The following is a 23,835-nucleotide window of genomic DNA, read 5'->3' as shown; positions in this document are numbered from 1 at the left end:
ACGCACACCACACACCGACACCAACCACTCCGCCACCAAACCACCCAACACACCCAAACCACCCGTCACCAACACCGTCCCCTCAGGATCGATGGAGTGGGGAGCGGCGGGCGCGACGGCCGGCACGGTGGCGAGCGTGGGTGAGTGCAGGGTGCCGCCGCGGACGGCGAGCTGGTCGTCTCCGGTGGCGAGGGCCGCGCGCAGGAGTTCGGGAGCGACATCCACGTCGTCGACGTCCAGCAGGACGAACTGGCCGGGGTGTTCGTTCTGGGCCGACCGCACCAGGCCCCACACCGCCGCGTACGCGAGGTCGGTGACGCCCTCGCCCGGCAGCACCTCGACGGCTCCGCGGGTGACCAGGACCAGCCGGGAGTCCGCGAGCCGCACGTCACCGATCCAGTCCTGGACCAGGCGCAGCGTCCGGACGACCGCCGCGCGGGCCGTCTCGGCGGCGTCGCCGTTCAGCTCCGTCGGCTCGGCGGTGCACACCAGGGCTACGTTGCTCGGCAGCGGCTCGGGCAGGGCGTCCCAGGTGGATCGGGCCGCTTCGGGTTCGGCGAGTTCGGGCAGTCGGTCGACGGTGGGCCAGCCGGCGATGCCGTCGCCGACGACCACCGTCCGGCCCGACGGGGTGGACGTCGTGGGGCGCGGGCGGGCGGGCCATTCGATGCGGCGCAGCAGTCCGCCGGTGGTGCGCGATGCGGTGCGGATGTGGTCCGCGGAGACGGGCCGCAGGACGAGGGAGCCGGCCGTCAGCACCGGTGTGCCGGTGGTGTCGGTCGCGCGCAGGGAGATGGTGTCGGGCTCGTCGGCCGGTGTGATGTGCACGCGCAGCCGGTCGGCGCCGGGCCGGTGGAGGGTGACGTTGCTCCAGGAGAAGGGCAGGAGTCCGCCGTTCTTCTCTTCGTCGGCGTCGGGGCCGAGTCCGAGGGCGTGCAGGGCGCTGTCGAGCAGGGCGGGGTGCAGGCCGAACTGTTCGGCCTGCACGGTGTGTCCTTCGGGCAGTCGTACGTCTGCGAAGAGTTCTCGGCCGCGTCGCCAGGCGCCGTGCAGTCCGCGGAAGGCGTCGCCGTAGTGGAAGTCGATGCCGGCGAGGCGTTCGTAGAGGTCGTCGGTGGGGATCGGGGTGGCGCCGGGCGGCGGCCAGGCGGCGGGCTTCGGCGTTGCGGCCGGGGGTGCGTCGGCGTCGGTGGTGAGGAATCCGCGGGCGTGCCGGTGCCAGGGTGCGTCGTCCGGGGCGTCGGCGGCGCGGGAGTGGATGCTCAGGGCACGCCAGCCGCTGTCGTCGGGCTGTTCGACGAGGGTTTGCACGTCGACCGCGCCGTCGTCGGGGACGATCAGCGGTGCTTCCAGGGTCAGTTCGGCGACGCCGTGGGCTCCGGCGAGGTGGGCGGCGTGCGTGGCGAATTCGAGCAGTGCGGTGCCGGGGACGAGTACGGAGCCGAGGATGCGGTGGTCGGTGAGCCAGGGGTGGGTGTGGAGGGAGAGCCGTCCGGTGAGGAGGTGTCCGTCGGCGGCGGGTACGGGCACGGCCGCGCCGAGGAGGGGGTGGTCGGCGCTGTGGAGTCCCGCGGCGGTCAGTCCGTGGCGGGTGCTCGGTGTCGAGGTGAGCCAGTGGCGGCGGCGGTCGAAGGCGTAGGTGGGCAGTTCGACGCGGTTGCCGTCGGCTCCGGGGAGGGCGGCCCAGTCGACGGGTATGCCGTGGGTGTGGGCCTGGGCGAGGCTGGTGAGGAACCGCTGCCGGCCCCCGTCGGCACGGCGTAGCGACCCGACCGTGGCAGCGGGGGTTCCGGTCTCGGCCGCCGTGTCGGCAATCCCGGCGAGGAGCGCCGGGTGCGGACTGCACTCGACGAACTGCCGCACCTCCCGCTCCAACAACAACCGTACGGTCTCCTCAAACCGCACCGTCTGCCGCAGATTCCGATACCAATACCCCGCATCCAACGACGCCGTATCCACCACGCCACCGGTCACCGTCGAGTAGAACCCCACATCCCCCGACCGGGCCTCCACCCCGGCCAGAGCCTCCATCAGCTCCTGCTCGATCTCCGCCACCTGCACCGAATGCGACGCATAGTCCACCGGCAACCGACGAACCTGCACCCCCTCCCCAGCAACCACACCAAGGAACGCCTCAACCGCGTCCGGACCGCCGGCCACCACCGTCGACACCGGCCCATTGACCGCAGCAACCGACACCTCACCGCTGTCGCCGACACGCCGGGCAACCTCGGCAGCCGGCATCCCGACCGCCGCCATCGCACCCCGACCCGCCAGACCACGAAGCGCCCGACTCCGCAACGCAACCACACACGCCGCATCCTCCAACGACAGACCCCCCGCCACATACGCGGCAGCAATCTCCCCCTGACTGTGACCCACCACAGCAGTCGGAACCACGCCCAGCGAGCGCCACAGGCCGGCCAGCGACACCATCACAGCGAACAGCGCCGGCTGAACGACATCGACACGATCCAACGACGGAGCCTCAGGTTCACCCCGCAGCACCGAAAGCAACGACCAATCCACATGCCGCTCCAGCGCCACAGCACACGCCTGGAGATGTTCGGCGAAGACCGGGAACGCGTCGTACAACTCCATGCCCATACCGACCCACTGCGAGCCCTGACCGGGAAAGACGAACACGGCGTCGCCGCGGACGGTTTGGCCGATCACTGCGTGCGCGGAGGGTTCGTCGCGGGCGAGAGCGGCCAATGCGCGCATCCGGGTGTCGCGGTCGTCGCCGGTGATCACAGCACGGTGCTCGAAGGGAGAGCGGCCGGTGCGGAGCGAGACCTCGACGTCGGCATCGCGCAGTTCGGGGCGCTCGGCGACGAGGTCGTACAGGCGTTGGGCCTGTCCGCGCAGTGCGGTGGGGTTGCGGGCGGCGATCAGCCACGGCCTGGGCGCCTCCGTGGGCGTCGCGTCGCCGTCGGCCGTTGCGGTGTCGCCTGCGGGCCGGGCGGGGTCCTCGGCCGCTTCGGGGCCGTCGGGTGCTTCCAGGATGACGTGTGCGTTGGTGCCGCTCACTCCGAAGGAGGAGACGGCGGCGCGGGCGGCGCGGTCGCGTTCGGGCCAGGGCGTCTCCTCGGTGAGCAGCGCCATGGTGCCGGAGTTCCAGTCGATCGCGGTGTTGGCCTGCTCCGCGTGGAGGGTGCGCGGCAGGGTGCGGTGCCGCAGCGCCATGATCATCTTGATGATGCCGCCGACGCCGGCCGCGGCTTGGGAGTGTCCGATGTTCGACTTGAGGGAGCCGATCCGGATGGGGTCGCCCGCGATTCGGTCGGTGCCGTAAGTGGCCTGGAGCGACTGTGCTTCGATGAGGTCGCCGAGCCTCGTGCCGGTGCCGTGGGCCTCCACGGCGTCGACGTCTGCGCTGGTCAGGCCGGCGGCCGTGAGTGCCTGGTGGATCACGGCTTCCTGTGCGGCGCCGTTGGGGGCGGTCAGGCCGTTGCTGGCGCCGTCCTGGTTGACGGCGGATCCGCGGATGACCGCGAGTACGGGGTGTCCGTTGCGGCGTGCGTCGGAGAGCTTCTCCAGGAGCAGTACGCCGGCGCCTTCGGCCCAGCCGGTGCCGTCGGCTTCGGCGGAGAACGCCTTGCAGCGCCCGTCCGGGGCCAGTCCGCGCTGGCGCGAGAACTCCACGAAGGTGTCCGGTGTGGACATCACGGTGACGCCGCCGGCCAGCGCCATGGTGCACTCGCCGCGGCGCAGGGCGTGGGCGGCCAGGTGCACGGCCACCAGCGAGGAGGAACAGGCGGTGTCGATGGTGATCGCGGGTCCTTCGAAGCCGAAGGAGTACGAGACCCGGCCCGAGGCGACGCTCGCCGTGTTGCCGGTGCCGACGTAGCCCTCGACGTCCGGCGGCACGTCCGACAGGCGCCATGCGTACCCCTGGCCCATCAGCCCGGAGAACACCCCGACCTTGGTGCCGCGCAGCGACCCCGGGTCGATGCCCGCCCGTTCGACGGCCTCCCAGCTGGTCTCCAGGAGCAGGCGTTGCTGGGGGTCCATCGCCAGCGCCTCGCGCGGGCTGATGCCGAAGAACTCGGCGTCGAAGTCGGCCGCGTCGTGGAGGAACCCGCCGAGTTGCACGTAGGACGTGCCGGCCTCGTCGGCGTCGGAGCCGCGCAGTTCGTCGAGGTTCCAGCCGCGGTCGCGGGGGAACGGGGTGATGGCGTCGCCGCCGCGGGCGACGAGTTGCCACAGCTCCGCGGGGGTGGTCACGCCGCCCGGGTAGCGGCAGGCCATGCCGACGACGGCGATCGGTTCCCGCGCGGCGGTGGCCAGGTCGCGGTGCTCGCGCCGGAGCCGGTCGTTGTCCTTCAGCGCAGCGCGCAGCGCCTGGACGAGCTGATCGGCCGAGGTTTGCATGGTCGTGTCTCCCGGAAGCGTCAGGATTCGAGCGTGTCGAGGGCGATGCGGATCAGTTCGTCGGCATCCATGGCGTCGATCTCCCCGGGGCGGTCCTCGGGCGCGGCCGGTGCACGGCCGTCCTCGTGGCCGTCCTCGTGGCCTTCTCCGTGGCCCTCTCCGTGGGCGAGCCGCAGCAGCGGGCCGCTGAGGCCAGCTGCACGGAGGGTCCGGAGCGGGATGGTGGCCACCAGGCGACGGAACTCGGCCTCGGTGAGGTCGTCGTCGGTCGGGTCGGTCAGGTCGGTCGGGTCCGTGGCGCCGGTGGTGGCGCGGGTCGTGGCGCCGGCGGCGAGTTGCTGGTCCAGGTGGGCGGCGAGCAGGGCCGGGGTCGGGTGGTCGAACACGAGGGTGGGCCGCAGTGACACGCCGGTGGCGGCGTTCAGCCGGTTCCGCAACTCGATGCCGGTGAGGGAGTCGAACCCGAGGTCCTTGAAGGCCCGTTCGTCATCGACCGTTTCGACGGATACGTGTCCGAGTACCGCGGCGGCGTGCTCGCGGACGAGGGCGACGAGCGTGCGGCGGCGTTCACCGGCGGGCAGTGCGGCCAGCCGGTCGCGGGCGTCGGCCTGTCCGACGGCCGTTGCCTTCCGCGGCTGCGGGGCGCGGCCGGACACGGCCGGGCCGGCGAGCAGCGGGTGGGTGTGCCGGTGTCGCGGATCGGTGGGGAACAGGGCGAGGTGGGGCCGGTCGTTGCGGCGCTGGGCGCGGTCCCACATCCGTAGCCCGACGTCGGTGCTCAGCGGCACCATGCCGGACGCGGCGATGCGCGCGAGGTCGGCGTCGGTGAGGTGTCCGCTGATGCCGCTGCGCTGGGCCCACAGGCCCCAGGACTGCGACTGCGCGGGCAGGCCGCGGGCGTGGCGGTGTTCGGCGAGCGCGTCGAGGAAGGTGTTGGCCGCCGCGTAGTTCGCCTGGCCCGGGGAGCCGAGCACCCCTGACGCGGACGAGAGCAGGGTGAACATGGCGAGGTCGGCGCCGCGGGTCAGCTCGTGCAGGTGCCATGCGGCGTCGGCCTTGGCGGCGAGCACCGTGGCGATCCGTTCCGGGGTGAGGGAGCCGATGACGGCGTCGTCGGCGACCCCGGCGGCGTGCAGGACGCCGGTCAGCGGGTGGGCCCGGTCGATGCCGTCGAGGAGGGCGGCGACCTGGTCCCGGTGGGCCACGTCGCAGGCGACGACGTGCGCTTCGGCGCCCGCCCGCCGCAGTCCCTCGACGAGTTCGGCGGCGCCCGGCGCTTCGGGTCCGCGGCGGCTGGTCAGCAGCAGGTGCCGTACGCCGTGCTCCGTCACCAGGTGCCGGGCCAGCAGCGCGCCGAGGGTGCCGGTCCCGCCGGTGACCAGGACGGTGCCGTCCGGGTCCAGCGGCGGGGGCACGGTCAGCACCAGCTTGCCGGTGTGCTTGGCCTGGCCGAGGTACCGGAACGCGGCCGGCGCCTCGCGTACGTCCCAGGTGGTCAGCGGCAGCAGGTCGAGCGCGTCGCGCCGGAGCAGGGCGAGCACGTCGCACAGCATCTCTCCGATGCGCTCCGGTGCGGGGTCGGACAGGTCGAAGGTGCGGTACGTGACGTCTACCGGAAGGCCGTCCTCGGTACGGACGTCGGTCTTCCCCATCTCGATGAACCGGCCACCGCGCGGGAGCAGTTCGAGCGAGGCGTCCACGAACTCACCCGCGAGCGAGTTCAACACCACATCCATGCCCGCGCCCTGCGTCACCTCCGCGAAGCCCCGCCGGAAGTCCAGATCACGGGACGACGCCATGTGATCGTCCGCCACCCCCAGAGCCCGTAGAGTCCCCCACTTCGAGGGATGCGCCGTCGCGAACACCTCCGCACCGAGATGGTGCGCGAGCTGGATCGCCGCCATCCCCACACCACCCGCACCCGCATGCACGAGCACCCGCTCACCCGCACGCAAACCAGCCAGGTCACACAGCGCGTACCACGCCGTCAGGAAGACGATCGGGACGGACGCAGCCTCCGCGTACGACCAGTCCTCCGGCATCGCGGCGACCGTGCGGGCGTCGGTCTCGGCGAGCGGGCCGAAGCACTCCGTCATCAGGCCGAACACCCGGTCGCCGACGGCCAGCCCGGTGACGCCCGGACCGACCTCGGTGACGACTCCTGCGCCTTCCGCACCGAGTGGAACGCGGCCCGGGTACATCCCGAGGGCGATCATCACGTCACGGAAGTTCAGGCCGGCGGCGCGCACCGCGACTCGTATCCGGCCCGCGTCGAGCGGTTCGCCGGCGGTCGACGGCTGCGGTTCGAGGGCCAGTCCGTCGAGGGTCTTGCCGCCGGGCGTCAGCCGCCAGTTCGCCGCGGCCGGGACGGACAGCACGTCGTCGTCGAGCGGTACGAGGCGGGGTACGAGCAGTGCGCCGTTGCGCAGGGCGAGTTGCTCACGGCCGGTTTCGTCGACCGCGGCCAGCAGGTCCCGCATGTCGCCGTCGGCGGCGGGGCGCGTGTCGGCCGAGTCGGCGTCGATGTCGAGGAGGTGGATCCGGTCGGGGTTCTCGGCCGCGGCCGACCGCGCCAGCCCCCAGACGGTGGCGACGGCCGGGTCGATGCCTCGGTCACCGGGTCCGGTGGCAATCGCGCCCTTGGTGCGGATCAGCAGCCGCGTGTCGGCGAGCGCGGGCGCCGTCAGGAACGCCTGCACTTGCAGCAGCAGCCATTCTGTCGCGGCGCGGGCGCGCGCCGGCGTCGGCCCGGAGGCTCCGTCCGGCAGGTCCACGACCAGCCAGGCGGGCCCGGCCGTGCCGTCGTCCCACGCATCGAGCACCTCGGCCACGCCTTGGTGATGGCCCGCCGACACCAGGGCGCAGTCATCGGGCACGGACGGCGCATCGCTGTCCTGATCCGCCGGGGCCGCCGTGCCGGTCGCGAGGACCGCGACCTGGTCCCAGCGCATCCGCAACGGGGTCTCCTGCGCCGGATTGAGCGCGGCTTCACTCACCGGTCGCAGGGTCAGGGATTCGACGGTGACGACGGGCTGGCCGGTCGGGTCGACGGCTTCGATGCTGACGCCGTCGGCGCCGCGACGCAGTCGGGCGTGGAGGGCGCGGGCACCGGTGGTGTGAACGGTGACGCCGGCGAAGGCGAAGGGAAGCCCGGCCTCGGAGGACTCACCGGTGACGGCGAGGGCGTGTAGGGCTGCGTCGAGCAGGGCCGGGTGCAAGGCGAAGCCCGACGGGTCGTCGGGAAGTACGACCTCGGCGTACACGTCCTTCCCGTCCACCCAGACCTGCCGCAAGCCCTGGAACACCGGACCGTAGTCGAAGCCGGCGTCCGCAAGACCCTCGTAGATGTCCTCCACCGACATCGACTCGCCAACAGGAGCCCACACCCAATCCGGGATCGATGCTCCAGCCGCATCGGTGACCGAGCCGACGCCGTGTCGGGTCCAGTCGCTGTCGTCGCCGTCCGGCCGCGAGTAGATGTTCACCGCGCGCTGACCGTGCTCGTCAGGATCGTCGACGACGACCTGCACGGTCACACCCGGACCGTCCTGCGCCAGGACCAGAGGCGCCTGCAACGTCAACTCGCCCAACCGGGAGCAACCCACCTGAAGACCGGCGTGCACCGCCAGGTCAACGAAGGCCGTCCCGGGGACGATCACAACGCCCGAGACCGCGTGATCAGCAAGCCACGGCTGCGCCGACGTCGACAACCGACCCGTCAACACCACACCACCACCGGCGAGCGAAACCTGCGCGCCCAGCAGTCGATGACCCGCGACCGCCAGACCGGCACCAGTCAGGGAACCCGCGTTCGCCGCCCCCGTCACCCAGTACCGGCGACGCTGGAAGGCATACGTCGGCACCTCCACCCGCTCCGACACCTCAGGCAGCCAACGGCCCCAATCCACGTCCACGCCGTGCACGTGGAGCCGGGACAGACCCGTGAGAACACTGGTGACCTGGTCACGGTCACGACGCATGAAACTCGCGACAGCCTCCCCGTCACGCTCAGGCATCGCCGCAGACAGTGCAGGCTGCGGACCCACCTCAACCCACAACCGAACACCCAACGCCCGTGCCACGTCGACCGCGTCCGCGAACCGCACAGGCTGACGAGCGTGCTCCACCCAGTACTCCGGGCTCCCGAAGGCCGCGTCCGCCAGCTCACCCGCCACCGTCGACACCACCGGAATCTCCGCCGGCCCGAACGACAGATCAGCGATCGCAGCAGCGAACTCCTCCAACACCGGATCCATCAACGGCGTGTGGAACGCATGACTCACCGGCAGCCACCGAGTACGAGTGCCTTCGGCCGACAGTTCGTCCACCACAGCACGGACAGCGTCGGCTTCCCCAGCAAGAACCACCGACTCCGGCGCGTTCACCGCCGCCACCCACACACCATCAAGCCCAGCAACACGCGCTTCGACCTTCTCGGCCGGGGCAGCGACGGACACCATCACGCCACCACCAGCAAGGCCCTGCATCAACCGACCACGAGCACACGCAAGCCGAACGGCGTCTTCCAAGCACAACACACCCGCGGCCACAGCGGCGCTGATCTCCCCAACCGAATGACCCACCAGGACGTCAGCCCGGACACCGAACTCCGAGAGCACACGCCACAGACCAACCTCCAGCGCCACCAACCCCACCTGGGCAAACACGGTCTCCGAAACCCGCTCACCCCGAGCGTCCTCGCCGAAGATCACCGGCCGCAACGGCTCCGGCAACAGCCCATCCGCAACAGCACACACCTCATCCACCACAGCAGCAAACGACTCAAACCGCTCATACAACTGCGCACCCATACCCGTGAACTGCGAACCCTGACCGGTGAACAACACCGCCGACTTCCCACCCACCGGCGAACCCACCACCACCCCATCAACAACCCCACCAGCCGCCAACGCCTCCAACCCCGACAGCAGAGACGCAACATCCCCACCCACCACCACCGCACGCGACTCCAACCGAGCCCGCCCCACCAACCCCACAGCCACCCCAGCAACATCCACACCCTCACGACCCCGCACGAAGTCAGCAAGACTCGCCGCCTGACCCCGCAGACCCGCATCGCCCCGACCCGACACCACCCACGGCACCGGACCAGAAACCTCCACCGCCGCCACCGCGGACCGGGGCTCCAGAGCCGGCGGCTCCTCCAAAATCACGTGAGCGTTCGTCCCACTCACGCCGAACGACGACACCCCCGCCCGTCGCACGCGCTCCTCAGCAGGCCAAGCCACCGACTCCGTCAGCAGCCGCACCTCACCCGCCGACCAATCCACATACGGCGACGGCTCATCCACATGCAACGACTCAGGCAACAGCCCATGCCGCATAGCCATCACCATCTTGATCACACCAGCCACACCCGCAGCCGCCTGCGTATGACCAATGTTCGACTTCACCGACCCCAACCACAACGGACGGCCTTCCACCCGCTCCTGCCCATACGTCGCCAACAACGCCTGCGCCTCAATCGGATCACCCAGCGTCGTACCGGTCCCATGGGCCTCCACCACATCCACCTCACCAGCAGACACACCCGCATTCGCCAACGCCTGACGAATCACCCGCTGCTGCGACGGACCATTAGGCGCCGTCAAACCATTCGACGCACCATCCTGATTCACCGCCGAACCCCGAACCACCGCCAACACCCGATGCCCCTGGCGATGAGCGTCCGAAAGGCGCTCCAACACCAGCACGCCCGCGCCTTCACCCCACCCCGTGCCGTCCGCGCCCGCCGCGAACGGCTTGCACCGACCATCCGCCGCAAGCCCACGCTGCCGACTGAACTCCACAAACGCACCCGGCGTCGACATCACCGTCACGCCGCCGACCAAGGCAAGCCCGCACTCTCCGGACCGCAGCGCCTGCGCCGCCAAATGCATCGCCACCAACGACGACGAACACGCCGTGTCCACCGTCACCGCAGGACCCTCAAGCCCGAACACGTACGCCAACCGACCCGACACCACACTCGCCGCGTTCCCGGTCAGGAAGTACCCCTCGACCGTGCCGCCGGCGCCACCAGCGCCGCCGAGCAGGGTTCCGTAGTCCTGGACGCTGGTGCCCATGAAAACGCCCGTCGGGCTCGTCCGCAGCGACTCCGCGGCGATGCCTGCGCGCTCCAGCGCTTCCCAGGCCGCCTCCAGCAGCAGTCGCTGCTGCGGGTCCATCGCCAGCGCCTCGCGCGGGCTGATGCCGAAGAAGTCGGCGTCGAAGTCGCCCGCGTCCGCGAGGAACCCGCCCTCGCGGGCGTAGGACGTACCGCTCCGCTCGGGGTCCGGGTCGTACAGCGACTCCAGGTCCCAGCCCCGGTCCGTCGGGAAGCCCCCGATCGCGTCGCCGCCCGCGGCGACCAGCTCCCACAGGTCCTCCGGCGACTCCACGCCACCGGGGAACCGGCAGCTCATGCCCACGATGACGATCGGGTCGTCCGTGGTGTCGGCGGCGCCGGTGCCGGCGGTGCGCGCCGGGCTGATCGGCTGCTGCTCCGGCCGCAGGCCGAGCAACGTGTGGCGCAGGTGCTCGGCGAGCGCGGTGGGGGTGGGGTGGTCGAACGCGAGGGTGGCGGGCAGCGCGGCGCCGGTCGCGGCGGCCAGCCGGTCACGCAGTTGGATCGAGGTGAGCGAGTCGAAGCCGAGGCTGCGGAAGGCGCGGCCCTCGTCGACCTCGCTCGGGTCTGCGTGGCCGAGGACCGCGGCGGCCTCGGTGCGTACGAGGTCCAGCAGCAGTTGTGTGCTGGCGGGCGCCGGCAGGGAGGCCAAGCGGAGACCGAGGTCGCTCGCGCCCGGCGCTGGTGCCGAGTCTCCCCCCGCCTCACTCAACTGACTTACGGCTTCGGGGAGTTCGGAGAGCAGCGGGCTCGGGCGGGCGCCGGTGAAGAGGGGGGCGAACCTTTCCCAGTCCACGTCGGCGACGGTGACCACGGCCTCGTCGTCAGCCGCGGCGACGGCCTGGCCGAGGGCGACGACGGCGCGGTCCGGGTCCATGACGGTGATCCCACGGCGGCGCAGTTGGTCGGCGGCCTCGTCCGTCGCGGCCATGCCGATGTTCGCCCAGGCGCCCCAAGCCACGGACGTGGCCGGGAGCCCGAGGGCCCGGCGGTGTTCGGCTAGGGCGTCGAGGTACGCGTTGGCCGCGGCGTACGCGCCCTGGCCGCCGCTGCCCCAGACGCCGGCGATGGACGAGAAGAGCACGAACGCGTCGAGGTCCTGGCCCGCTTCGGCGAAGACGTCGTGCAGTACGGCGGCGCCGGTGGCCTTGGCGGCGACGGCGGCGGCGATTTCGTCGGGCGTGGCGTCCGCGATGGCTGCGTGGCGGCTGACGCCGGCGGCGTGCAGCACGGCGTTGATCGGGTGGCCGTCGGCGGCCGTGCGGGCGACGAGTTCGGCGACTGCGCCGCGGTCGGTGACGTCGCACGCGGCGACGGTGACCTGGGGGCCCAGTTCGGCTGCGAGGTCCGCCGCTCCGGGGCTGTCGGCGCCACTGCGGCTGACGAGCACCAGGTGGTCCGCGCCCGAGCGGGCGAGCCAGCGGGCCACGTGTGCGCCGATCCCGCCGGTGCCTCCGGTGATGAGGACCGTGCCGCGGGGCTGCCAGCCGCCGGTGGCGGGGGCGGTGGCGCGCGTCAGTCGGCGTCCGAGTACGCCGCCGGCCCGGATCGCGACCTGGTCCTCGCCGATGCCGATGCCGACGCGAGCACCGGCGACGGCACGCGCACTGGTGCCGGCATCGGAGAGGACGGCGCAGAGCCGGTCGTACGCGGTGTCATCGGCGTCGGCGGGCAGGTCGGCGAGGCCGCCCCATTGCCGCGGGTGTTCCAGGGCGGCGACCCGACCGAGCCCCCAGATCTGCGCTTGGGCGGGGTCGGTGACGGGCTCGGTGGAGTCGGCGGCGACGGCGCCGCGGGTCACGCACCAGAGCCGGGTGTCGGCTTCGCTCTGCGCGAGGGCTTGGACCAGCCGTACGGTCCCGATCAGGCCGGCGGTCAGTTCGGGGTGGCCGGGGTACGGACGCTGGTCCAGCGCGAGCAGGGAGACGATCCCGGTCGGCGGGGCGTCCGTCGATTCGAGGGCGTCGCGCAGGGCGGTGGCGGCGCGGGCTTCGTCGTCCGGGTCGACGGCGAGCAGGTGGGTGTTGGCGCCGTTGCGGGTCAGGGCGGCCATGACTCCGGCCGTTGCCATCGCGGCTTCCGCAGCGGCCTGCGGCTCGGACTGTGCAGACGGCTCGGACTGTCCAGACGGTGCTACGACGATCCAGGTGCCGGTGGTCCGGGGCGCGGCGAGGTCGGTCACCCGGCGCCAGGTCTCCCGGTACCGCCAGTCCTGGACGGTGGTTTCGGTGTGCCGGCGCTCGCGCCACGCGGACAGGGCGGGCAGCAGCTCGGGCAGCGCCGTCGTCTCGGCGACGCCGAGTTCGCCGGTGATGGCCGCGACGTCGTGCCGGTCGACGGCGGTCCAGAAGTGCGCGTCAGCCGGGTCGGTGCCGGCCACGGGCGACGGGGTGTGCTCGGGCCAGTACCGCCGCTGTCGGAAGGGGTACGTCGGCAGGGCTACGGGCCGGCCGCCCCATGCGGCACTGATCGTGGACCAGTCCAGCGGGACGCCGCGGGCGTGCAGTTCGCCGAGGGCGGTCGTGACGGCGCGCGCCTCCGGCCGGGACGGGCGCAGCGTCGGTACGAACGCCGTTTCGCCCGTGGCGTCGGCGAGGCTTCCGGCGGCCATGCCGGACAGCACTCCGTCGGGGCCGAGTTCGAGGAAGACGGTGACGCCGCGGGAGTGCAGCCAGCGGACGCCGTCGTGGAAGCGGACGGTTTCCCGTACGTGCCGCACCCAGTACTCGGGGGCGGTGGCCTCGTCGGCGGTGAGCGGGAGGCCGGTCACGTTGGACACGACGGGGATCCGCGGCGCCGTGAGGTCCAGTTCGCTCACGACGTCGGCGAACGCGGGGAGCATGGGGTCCATGCGGCTGGAGTGGAAGGCGTGGCTGACGCGCAGTCGCCGGGTCTTGATGCCGCGTTCGGCGCAGGCTTCGGCGACGTCCTGGACGGCGTCCTCGTCGCCGGAGAGCACGGTGGCGGCGGGGCCGTTGACGGCTGCGATGCCGATCCGGTGTTCGCGGCCGTCGAGGAGTGCCGCCAGGTCGGCGGGGGCGGCGGCCACGGAGAGCATTGCGCCGCCGGCCGGCAGCGCCTGCATGAGGCGGCCCCGGGCGGCTACGAGCCGGGCCGCTTCGGGCAGCGTGAGCACGCCGGCGACGTGTGCGGCGGCCAGTTCGCCGACGGAGTGGCCGAGGAGGTAGTCGGGGCGCAGGCCCCAGCTTTCGAGGAGCCGGTAGAGCGCCACTTCGACGGCGAACAGGGCGGGCTGCGTGTAGTGGGTCTGGTCCAGCAGTCCGGCTTCGGGGGTGTCGGGCTCGGCGTGCAGCACGTCGAGCAGTGGCCGCTCCAGTTCCGGAGCGAAGGCCGCGCACACGGCGTCGAGGCTCGCGGCGAACGCGGGGTGGCGGGCGTACAGGGCGCGGCCGGCGCCGATGCGCTGGCTGCCCTGTCCGGGGAACAGCACGGCGGTGCGGCCCTCGTGGGCGACGCCGCGCAGGGCGGTGGGTGCGGGGGCGCCGTCGGCCACTGCGGTCAGGGCGTCGAGGAGTTCGTCCCGGTCCGCGGCGAGGACGACCGTCCGGTGTTCCAGGGCGGCGCGGGACGTGGCCAGGGAGTGGGCGATGTCGGGCAGGCTCAGGTCCGGGTGGGCTGTGAGGTGTGCGTGGAGCCGGGCTGCTTGGGTCGCCGCGGTGGTGTCGTCGCGGGCGGAGAGCAGGAACGGCAGCGCCTCGTCCACCGCCGGCAGGTCGGAGGCCGGGGCTTCGAGAGGTGGCGCTTCGGAAGCCGGCGCTCCGGAAACCGGGACTTCGAGGGGTGGCAGCTCGGGGGCTTCTTCGACGATCACGTGGGCGTTGGTGCCGCTGACGCCGAAGGAGGAGACGCCGGCCCGGCGCGGGTGGCCGTTGCGCTCCCACGCGATCGGCTCGGTCAGCAGCCGCACCTCACCCGTCGACCAGTCGACGTGCGGGGACGCCTCCTCCGCGTGCAGGGTCCGCGGCAGCAGGCCGTGTTGGAGGGCGAGGACCATCTTGATGACGCCGGCGGCGCCCGCGGCGGCCTGCGTGTGGCCGATGTTCGACTTGATGGAGCCGATCCGCAGGGGGCGGTCCGTCGGCCGGTCCCCGTACGCGGCGATCAGGGCCTGCGCCTCGATCGGGTCGCCCAGGGTGGTGCCGGTGCCGTGCGCCTCGACCGCGTCGACGTCGGCCGCGGTCAGGGCGCAGTCGGCGAGCGCCGACCGGATCACCCGCTCCTGGGCGGGGCCGTTCGGCGCGGTCAGGCCGTTGCTGGCGCCATCCTGGTTGACGGCGGAGCCGCGGACCACGGCGAGTACGGGATGGCCGTGCCGGCGGGCGTCCGAGAGCCGTTCGAGTACGAGCACGGCTACGCCCTCGCCCCACGCCGTGCCGTCGGCCCGCGCGGAGAACGGCTTGCACCGGCCGTCGGGTGCGAGGCCGCGCTGGCGGCTGAAGCCGACGAACGCGGCGGGGGTGCTCATCACGGTGACCCCGCCGGCCAGCGCCATGGAGCACTCGCCGCGGCGCAGGGCCTGGACGGCCAGGTGGATGCCGACGAGGGAAGCGGAGCAGGCGGTGTCGACGGTCACGGCGGGGCCTTCGAGCCCGAGTGCGTACGCCACCCGCCCGGACAGCACGCTGGCGGCGTTGCCGGTGGCAGCGAAGTCGTCGTGGTCCTCGCCGTCCGGTGTGTCGGTGAGCAGGCCCGCGTAGTCCTGCCCGTTGGTGCCGACGAACACGCCGGTCCTGCTGCCGCGCAGCGTCGAGGGGTCGATCCCGGCGCGTTCGAACACCGCCCACGACGCCTGGAGCAGCAGTCGCTGCTGCGGGTCCATGGCCAGCGCCTCGCGCGGGCTGATCCCGAAGAAGCCGGCGTCGAACAGGGCGGCGTCGGGGAGGAAGCCGCCGTGCCGGACGTACGTGGTGCCGGGGCGGGTGGACTCGGGGTCGTACAGCCGGGTGAGGTCCCAGCCGCGGTCGGTCGGGAACGTGTCCATGGCGTCGATGCCGTCGGACAGCAGGGTCCACAGGTCCTCGGGGGTGCGCACGCCGCCGGGCAGTTGGCAGTCGAGCGCGACGATCGCGATCGGTTCGTCGACGGCTGTCGCGTCCGGGTCGGGCACGGGCCGCTGCGCCGGGCTGGTGGTGCCGGCGAGTTCGGCGTCGAGGTACGCGGTGAGCTGGCCGACGGTGGGCCGGTCGAAGACCAGTGTCGCGGGCAGCGACAGACCGGTGGCGACGGCGAGCCGGTTGCGCAGGTCGAGGCCGGTGAGGGAGTCGAATCCCAGCTCCCGGAAGGGGCGTTCGGACCCGACGGCCGTCGGGTCGGCGTGCCCCAGGACCGCGGCGACCCGGTCGCGGACGAGGTCGAGCAGGGCCGAGTGCCGCTCCGATGCGGGCAGCGCGGCCAGCCGCCGGGCAGTCGCCGACAGGGCGGTGCCCGTGCCGTCGGCGGGAGCGCTCTCCGAGGTGAGGGCGGTACGTGCCTCGGGCAGTTCGTCGAGCAGCGTGCTGGGTCGGGCGGCGGTGTGTGCGGGCGCGAACCGTGCCCAGTCGACGTCCGCCACCACGACGGCGGTCTCCGCAGACTCAAGGGCGCGGCCCAGGGCGGCGAGTGCGAGTTCCGGCGGCATCGCGCGGACGCCGGTGCGGCGCAGCCGGACCACGGTGGCCGCCGAACGGGCCGCCATCCCTTCGCCGGCCCACGCGCCCCACGCGATCGCGGTCGCCGGCAGTCCTGCGGCGCGGCGCTGCTCGGCCAGAGCGTCCAGGACGGCGTTGGCGGCGGCGTAGTTCCCCTGTCCGGCGCTGCCGAGCACCCCGCCGAACGCGGAGAAGAGAACGAAGGACGCCAGCGGCAGGTGGCGCGTCAGTTCGTCGAGGTGCCGTGCGGAGGTCGCCTTGGCGTCCAGCACTGCGGACAGCCGGTCGGGCGTCAGCGCGGACAGCGGGGCGTCGTCCAGTACGGCCGCGGCGTGCACCACGTTGGTCAGGGGGTGCTCGGCGGGCACGGCGGCGACGGCGTCGGCCAACTCGTCCCGGCGGCTGATGTCGCAGGCACGGATCGTGACCCGGGCGCCGAGCCCTTCCAGTTCGCGCCTCAGGTCGCTGGCGCCGGGGGCGTCCGGGCCCTGCCGGCTGAGGAGTACGAGGTGCTCGGCGCCGCGCTCGGCCAGCCAGCGGGCGACGTGCCCGCCGAGGGCGCCGGTGCCGCCGGTGATCAGCGTGGTGCCCTGCGGCGACCAACCGGGCGCGCCGGTCGTTGGCGCGTTGGCGGGAGCGACGGCCCGGCGCAGCCGGCGCGCGTGCATTCCGGTGCCGCGGAGGGCGAGCTGGTCCTCGTGGGTGGCGCCGGTCAGCGCGCGGCTGAGGAGTTGGTACGTCGACGTGTCCGGTGCGGCGGGCAGGTCGATCAGTCCGCCCCAGCGGTCGGGGTGTTCGAGGGCGGCGACCCGGCCCAGCCCCCACACGGCCGCGGCCTCGGGATCGCGTACCGGGTCGTCGTCGCCCGTGCTCACGGCGCCGCTGGTGAGGCACCACAGTGGTGCGGTGGATCCGGCGTCGCCCAGCGCCTGCACCAGGGCCAGGCCGTCGGCCAGCGCGGCACCGCCCGCAAGGGGCAGTGCGGACAGGACTCCGGAGAGGGATCGGGCGTCGGCGGAGAGCGTACGAAGCAGGGCGGCGAGGTCGTCCCGGTCGGTCCCGGGCTCGACGATCAGGACCTCCGCCCGGGCTCCGCCGTCCTGGAGCATGGCGGCGAGCGGCACCGCCACGCCGTCGTGGTGTCCGATGACCAGCCAGGTGCCGGTGAGGGCGGGCGCAGCGGTTTCGGGTACGGGTAGGGGTAGGGGCTTCCAGGTGACGTCGTAGCGCCAGTCGGCGAGCGCTTGCCGCTGCTGGTGCCCGCGCCGCCAGGCCGACAGAGCGGGAAGCACCGCATCGGAAGGCGTGCCGTCATCGATGCCCAGCGCACCGAGATCGTTCCGCTCGACCGCCTCCCAGAACTCCGCCGTACTCGCGTCAACCGGCGCCCCTCCTGCGACCGGCGCGGCCTCCAGCCAGTAGCGGCGACGCTGGAAGGCGTACGTCGGGATCTCCACGGAACCCGAGGCGGCCGGTAGCCAGCGGTCCCAGTCCACCTCGACGCCGTGGACGTGGAGCCGGGACAAGCCGGTCAGCAACCCCGCCATCTGGTCGCGGTCACGACGCATGAAACTCGCGACGGCCTCGCCATCGCGCTCCGGCATCGCCGCGGACAGGGCGGGCTGCGGACCCACCTCCGCCCAGACCCGAACACCCAACGCGCGCGCCGCTTCCACCGCGTCCGCGAACCGCACCGGCTGACGCGCGTGGTTCACCCAGTACGCAGGGCTCCCGAAGTCGACCCCCGCCAGCTCACCCGCGACCGTCGACACCACGGGGATCTCGGCCGGCCTGAACGACAGATCGGCGATCGCGGCAGCGAACTCCTCCAACACCGGTTCCATCAGCGGCGTGTGGAAGGCGTGGCTCACGGGAAGCCACCGGGTCCGCACGTCCTCAACGGTCAGCTCGTCCACGAGGGCGCGAACGGCATCCGCCTCACCGGCGAGGACGACCGAATCGGGCGCGTTCACCGCAGCGACCCACACACCCGCGACAGCTGCGATCCGCGCCTCAAGCTTTTCGGCCGGGGCGGCGACGGACACCATCACGCCACCACCAGCAAGGCCCTGCATCAACCGACCACGAGCACACGCAAGCCGAACGGCGTCTTCCAAACCCAGCACACCCGCGGCCACAGCGGCGCTGATCTCCCCAACCGAATGACCCACCAACACATCCGCCCGCACACCGAACTCAGACAGCACACGCCACAGACCAACCTCCAGCGCCACCAACCCCACCTGGGCAAACACGGTCTCCGAAACCCGCTCACCACGAGCGTCCTGGTCAAAGATCACCGGCCGCAACGGCTCCGGCAACAGCCCATCCGCAACAGCACACACCTCATCCACCACAGCAGCAAACGACTCAAACCGCTCATACAACTGCGCACCCATACCCGCGAACTGCGAACCCTGACCGGTGAACAACACCGCCGACTTCCCACCCACCGGCGAACCCACCACCAGCCCGTCAACGGACTCACCAGCCGCCAGCGCATCCAGGCCGGAAAGCAGGGACGCCACGTCCCCACCCGTCACCACCGCACGCGACTCCAACCGAGCCCGCCCCACCAACGCAACAGCCACCCCAGCCACGTCAACGTCCTCACGACCCCGAACGAAGTCGGCAAGACACACCGCCTGACCCCGCAAACCAGCATCACCCCGCCCCGACACCACCCACGGCACCAACCCCGAGAAGGCCACTCCCCCTTCAGGCTCGGGCTCCGAAGCGGGCGGCTCTTCCAAGATCACGTGAGCGTTCGTGCCGCTCACGCCGAACGACGACACCCCCGCCCGTCGCACGCGCTCCTCAGCAGGCCAAGCGACCGACTCCGTCAGCAGCCGCACCTCACCCGCCGACCAATCCACATACGGCGACGGCTCATCCACATGCAGCGACTCAGGCACCAGCCCGTGACGCATCGCCATCACCATCTTGATCACACCAGCAACACCCGCAGCAGCCTGCGTATGACCAATGTTCGACTTCACCGACCCCAACCACAGCGGACGACCCTCCGTCCGCTCCTGGCCGTAGGTAGCAAGGAGTGCCTGCGCCTCGATCGGGTCACCCAACCGCGTACCCGTCCCGTGTGCCTCCACCACATCCACCTCACGGGCATCCACACCCGCATTCGCCAACGCCTGACGAATCACCCGCTGCTGCGACGGACCATTAGGCGCCGTCAAACCATTCGACGCACCATCCTGATTCACCGCCGAACCCCGCACCACCGCCAACACCCGATGCCCATTCGTCACGGCATCGGACAGCCGCTCCAGCAGCACCAGCCCGACGCCCTCACCCCACGCCGTGCCGTCGGCAGCCGCCGCGAACGCCTTGCACCGGCCGTCGGCCGCAAGCCCACGCTGCCTGCTGAACTCCACGAACGTCTGCGGGGTCGACATCACGGACACCCCGCCGGCCAGCGCCAGCGAGCACTCGCCCGACCGCAGCGCCTGCGCCGCCAAGTGAAGTGCCACCAGCGACGACGAACACGCCGTGTCCACCGTCACCGCAGGACCCTCAAGCCCGAACACGTACGACAGCCGGCCGGAGGTCACACTCGCCGCGTTCCCGGTCAGGAAGTGCCCTTCGACCTCCTCCGGTACGACGGGGAACCGGGCGCTGTAGTCATGGCCGTTCGAGCCGACGAAGACGCCGACCCGACGACCGGCAAGACCGCCCGGGTCGATGGCCGCGCGCTCGAACAGCTGCCAGGACGTCTCCAGCAGCAGCCGCTGCTGCGGGTCCATGCTCAGTGCCTCGCGCGGGCTGATGCCGAACAGTTCGGCGTCGAAGTCGCCCGCGTCCGGCAGGAAGCCGCCCTCGCGGACGTACGTCGTACCGCTCCGCTCGGGGTCCGGGTCGTACAGCGAATCCAGGTCCCAACCCCGGTCCGTGGGGAAGCCCCCGATCGCGTCGCCGCCCGCGGCGACCAGCTCCCACAGGTCCTCCGGCGACTCCACGCCACCGGGGAACCGGCAGCTCATGGCCACGATCGCCAGGGGTTCGCGCTGGCGCTCCTCGGTCTCCCGCAACTGCCGTCGCGTCTGCCGCAGTTCCGACGTGGCGCGCTTGAGGTAGTCAAGGAGCTTCGCGTCCTCGGTCATCGTGCGGTGCCTCCTTGCGGCCCGAACGGCGCCGCCGAATCGTCGAGTTCCTGTTCGAGGATCGCGAGAACCTCGTCCGCGCTGGCGGCCTCGATGTCGCTGTCGTCCCGTTCCGCTTCCCGTGCGGGTGCCCGGTCGTGGTGGTCTGCGGTGTCGGTGAGTACGGACACCAGCCCTTGGAGCCGGGCGACCAACTTGTCCCGGAGCGCGTCGTCGGCCTCCAGCGACGCGAGGGTGGTGTGGAGTTCGGCGAGGTTGGCGAAGACCGGGTCGGTGAGGGCGGAGCCGAGGAGTTCCCCCCGCAGGTGCGCGGCGAGGGCCCGGGGCGTCGGGTAGTCGAACGCCAGTGACGGCGACAGTCGACGCTCGACGGCCGCGGCCAGCCGGTTCCGCAGTTCGACGGCGGTCAGCGAGTCGAACCCGAGCTCCTTGAACGCGCGGTCCGGGTCGACCCGTTCCGCGTCGGAGTGCGTGAGGACGTCGGCCACCGTCCGCCGGACGAGGGCGAGGACGGCTTCCTCGCGCTCCCGCTCCGGGAGGCCGGCCAGCCGTCGGGCGAACGGCACGGCGTCCCGGTCCGCTCCTGCGTCGGGGCGCGGCGCCGCGCCGTCGGTCCCCCACAGCACGGGCGGTAGGTCCGGGGGCGTCCCGCGGGCGGTGTCGAGCCCGGCGACCGCCAGGGGGAGGTCGGCCGAGAGGGCGGCGTCGAAGAGCGCGAGGCCCTCGGTCGTGGACATCGCGGACGCCCCGTCGCCGGCGAGCCGGTGCACGTCGGTCTCCCCGAGGTGACCGGTCATGCCGCTGCGTTCGGCCCAGAAGCCCCAGGCCACGGAGGTCGCGGGCAGCCCATCGGCGCGGCGGCGGTGCGCCAGGCCGTCGAGGAGCGCGTTGGCGGCTGCGTAGTTGCCCTGGCCGGCGGTCCCGAGGGTGGCCGCCAGCGAGGAGAAGAGGACGAAGGCGGTGAGGTCGAGGTGGCGGGTCAGCTCGTGCAGGTGCAGCGCGGCGTCGGCCTTCGGGCGGAGCACGGCGGCGATCCGGTCGCCGGTCAGGGAAGTGATCGTCCCGTCGTCGAGGACCCCGGCCGCGTGGACGACCGCGGTGAGGGGGTGTTCCACGGGCACCGCGTCGAGCACCGAGGCCAGCGCGTCCCGGTCGCCGACGTCGCAGCTCTCCACCGTGACGTCCGCGCCGGCCTCGGTCAGTTCGGCGATCAGCTTGGGCATGCCGGGCGCTGCGGCGCCGCGGCGGCCGACGAGCAGCAGCCGCTCGACCCCGTGTTCGCGGACCACGTGCCGTGCCACGAGACCGCCGAGGGTGCCGGTCGCGCCGGTGATCAGGACGGTTCCCGACTTCTCCAGCGGGGGCGCGCCGTCGGTCTTGCGGCGCGGGAGGGGGCGCAGTCGGGGGACGTACAGGGCGCCGGCCCGCAGCGCCGCCTGCGGCTGGCCGGTGGCCAGCGCGGCGGGCAGCGCACGCAACGACTCGACGCGCTCGTCGACGTCGACCACGACGAGCCGTTCGGGGTGCTCCGCCTGCACGGAACGGGCCAGGCCCCAGACCGCGGCGCCGGTCAGGTCCGCCACGTCGCCGCCGTCGGCGGCCACGGCGGAACGGGTCAGCAGGACCAGCCGACCGGCCGCGAGCCGTTCGTCCGCGAGCCATGCCTGGACGATCCGTAGGACGCGGGTCACGGCCGTGTGCACATCGCCCGGCGAGCAGGCGTCGCCGAGCACTCGGGGCACGACCGGCACGAGGATCGTCCGCGGCACGTCGTGCGCGCCCTCACCGGTGCCGGTCAGCTCGTCGAGGTCGGCGTACCGGTCGACGACGGCTCCTTGGCGGCGTAGCGCTTCGGACAGTTCGTCGTCCGCCGCGTCCACTACGGCGTACCGGTCGGGCGTCTGGGGCTGGGACGGTATACCGAGCCCTTCCCACACCAGGCGGTGCAGCGGTCGGACGTTCTCGCGTCGCCAGGCGCGCGCCTGCTCGGCGGTCGGCGGTCGCAGGGTCACCTGCGCGACGTCGCCCACCGGCGCTCCGTCGGCGTCCGTCAGGTGCAGCGACAGGGTGTCGGGCCCGGTCGGGGTGGCGTGGACGCGTACGTCACCGGCGGCGCCGCCGACGGCCGTCACATCGCGCCAGCCGGTGGCCAGCCGCGGCGCGGCGGTGGGCTCCATCGTCACCGCGGCGACGGCTTGGAGGACGGCGTGCAGCGGGTCCGGGTGCAGCGCGAAGCGGTCGGCGGAGAGTTCGTCCGCGGCAGGTACGCGCGCTTCCGCCCACAGGTCGGCGCCGCTCCGCCACAGGCGCCCGAGCCGGGCGGCGGCGTGCGCGGTGTCGTATCCGCCTTCGGTGAGTGCCCGGCGTACGTCGTCATCGGCGATCGGCTGCGCCTCGGCCGGGGGCCAGGTGCGCGGCGCAGGTGCCGCGGCGGCGCCGTCCGGGTGGGCCGCGAGCCGACCTGTTGCATGGCTGCGCCAGTCGGCCTCAGGGTCGTCGGCGGGCCGGGAGTAGAGGTCCACCCGTCGGCCGCCGTCGTCGTCGGGGCCGCCGACGACCAACTGGACCTGGGCTGCTTCGTCGGCCGGGAACGTCAGCGGCTCGGTGATGGTGAGGTCGGCCAGCCGCGGGCAGTGCACGGTCCGGCCTGCGTGCAGGGCCATTTCCACGACGGCGGCGGGCGGCACGGTCACGGTCCCGGCCGTGACGTGCTCCCGCAGCCAGCGGTGGGTGTGCGGGGCGAGCCGGGCGACGAACAACCGGGCGTCGTCGCCGGGCAGGACTCCGAAGGCGTTCAACAGCGGGTGGTCCATCGGGGTCAGGCCGGTCGAGGCGACGTCCACCTGCGCGGAAGCGGGGACGTCGAACCAGTAACGCTGGCGTTGGAAGGCGTACGTGGGCAGTGTCACCGGCTCGACGGTGGGCAGGAGCTTGCGCCACGCCACCGGCAACCCGGCAACCCAGGCAGCCCCCAAGCTGCTCAGCAACTGGGCCCGATCGGGTTGGTTACGGCGCAGGGTGTGCAGCACCCGACCGTCCGTCACCGACTGCTCCAACGCCAACGACAACACCGGATGCGGACCGATCTCCACGAACACCTGCGAACCCGACCCCTGCAACACCCCCACCACATCCGCAAACAGCACCGGCTCCCGCAGATTCCGATACCAGTACGCGCCATCCAGACCGCCCGCCGGCACGACCTCACCCGTCACCGTCGACACCAACCCCGGCCCCGAACCACCCAGATCAACAACCCCAGCCAACTCAGCCCGCAACTCCTCCTCCACCACCTCCACCTGCGCATGATGCGACGCATAATCCACATCAATCCGCCGAGCCCGCACACCCAACACATCCAACCGCGCACACAGCGCGGCGACCTCGTCCGCCGGACCACTCACCACAATCTGCCCCGGAGCGTTCACCGCCGCCACAGACACACCCCGCGTCAGATGCTCCTCCACCGACTCCGGATCCAGCCCGATCGACGCCATCGCACCCCGACCAGCCAAACTCCGCAACGCACGCGACCGCAACGCCACCACCCGCGCACCGTCCTCCA

At 72.5% G+C, this 23,835-nt stretch carries 3 protein-coding genes; all 3 read right to left on the bottom strand.

The window, feature by feature from the left end; all coding sequences use genetic code 11:
• Positions 1-4,374 (bottom strand): beta-ketoacyl synthase N-terminal-like domain-containing protein (locus tag ABZ842_RS37735; protein WP_361548016.1); only part of this gene is annotated, 4,374 nt, incomplete at its 3' end.
• A 20-nt stretch (positions 4,375-4,394) separates the two neighbouring features.
• Positions 4,395-20,270: a type I polyketide synthase gene (locus tag ABZ842_RS37730; protein WP_361548013.1), complete on the bottom strand. Its 15,876-nt coding sequence runs from the start codon at positions 20,268-20,270 to the stop codon at positions 4,395-4,397.
• Positions 20,267-23,835 (bottom strand): SDR family NAD(P)-dependent oxidoreductase (locus ABZ842_RS37725; RefSeq protein ID WP_361548010.1); only part of this gene is annotated, 3,569 nt, incomplete at its 5' end. The genes ABZ842_RS37725 and ABZ842_RS37730, both read right to left, overlap by 4 nt.

The sequence above is a fragment of the Streptomyces sp. NPDC047315 genome, from assembly GCF_040643215.1.
Classification (GTDB): Bacteria; Actinomycetota; Actinomycetes; order Streptomycetales; family Streptomycetaceae; genus Streptomyces.
Note: the sequence above shows the minus strand (reverse complement) of the source record. Positions and strands in the feature narration are given on the sequence as shown.

Coding starts and splice junctions, on each gene's coding strand:
- ABZ842_RS37730 (WP_361548013.1), bottom strand. CDS start 20,270: ATGACCGAGGACGCGAAGCTCCTTGACTACCTCAAGCGCGCCACGTCG.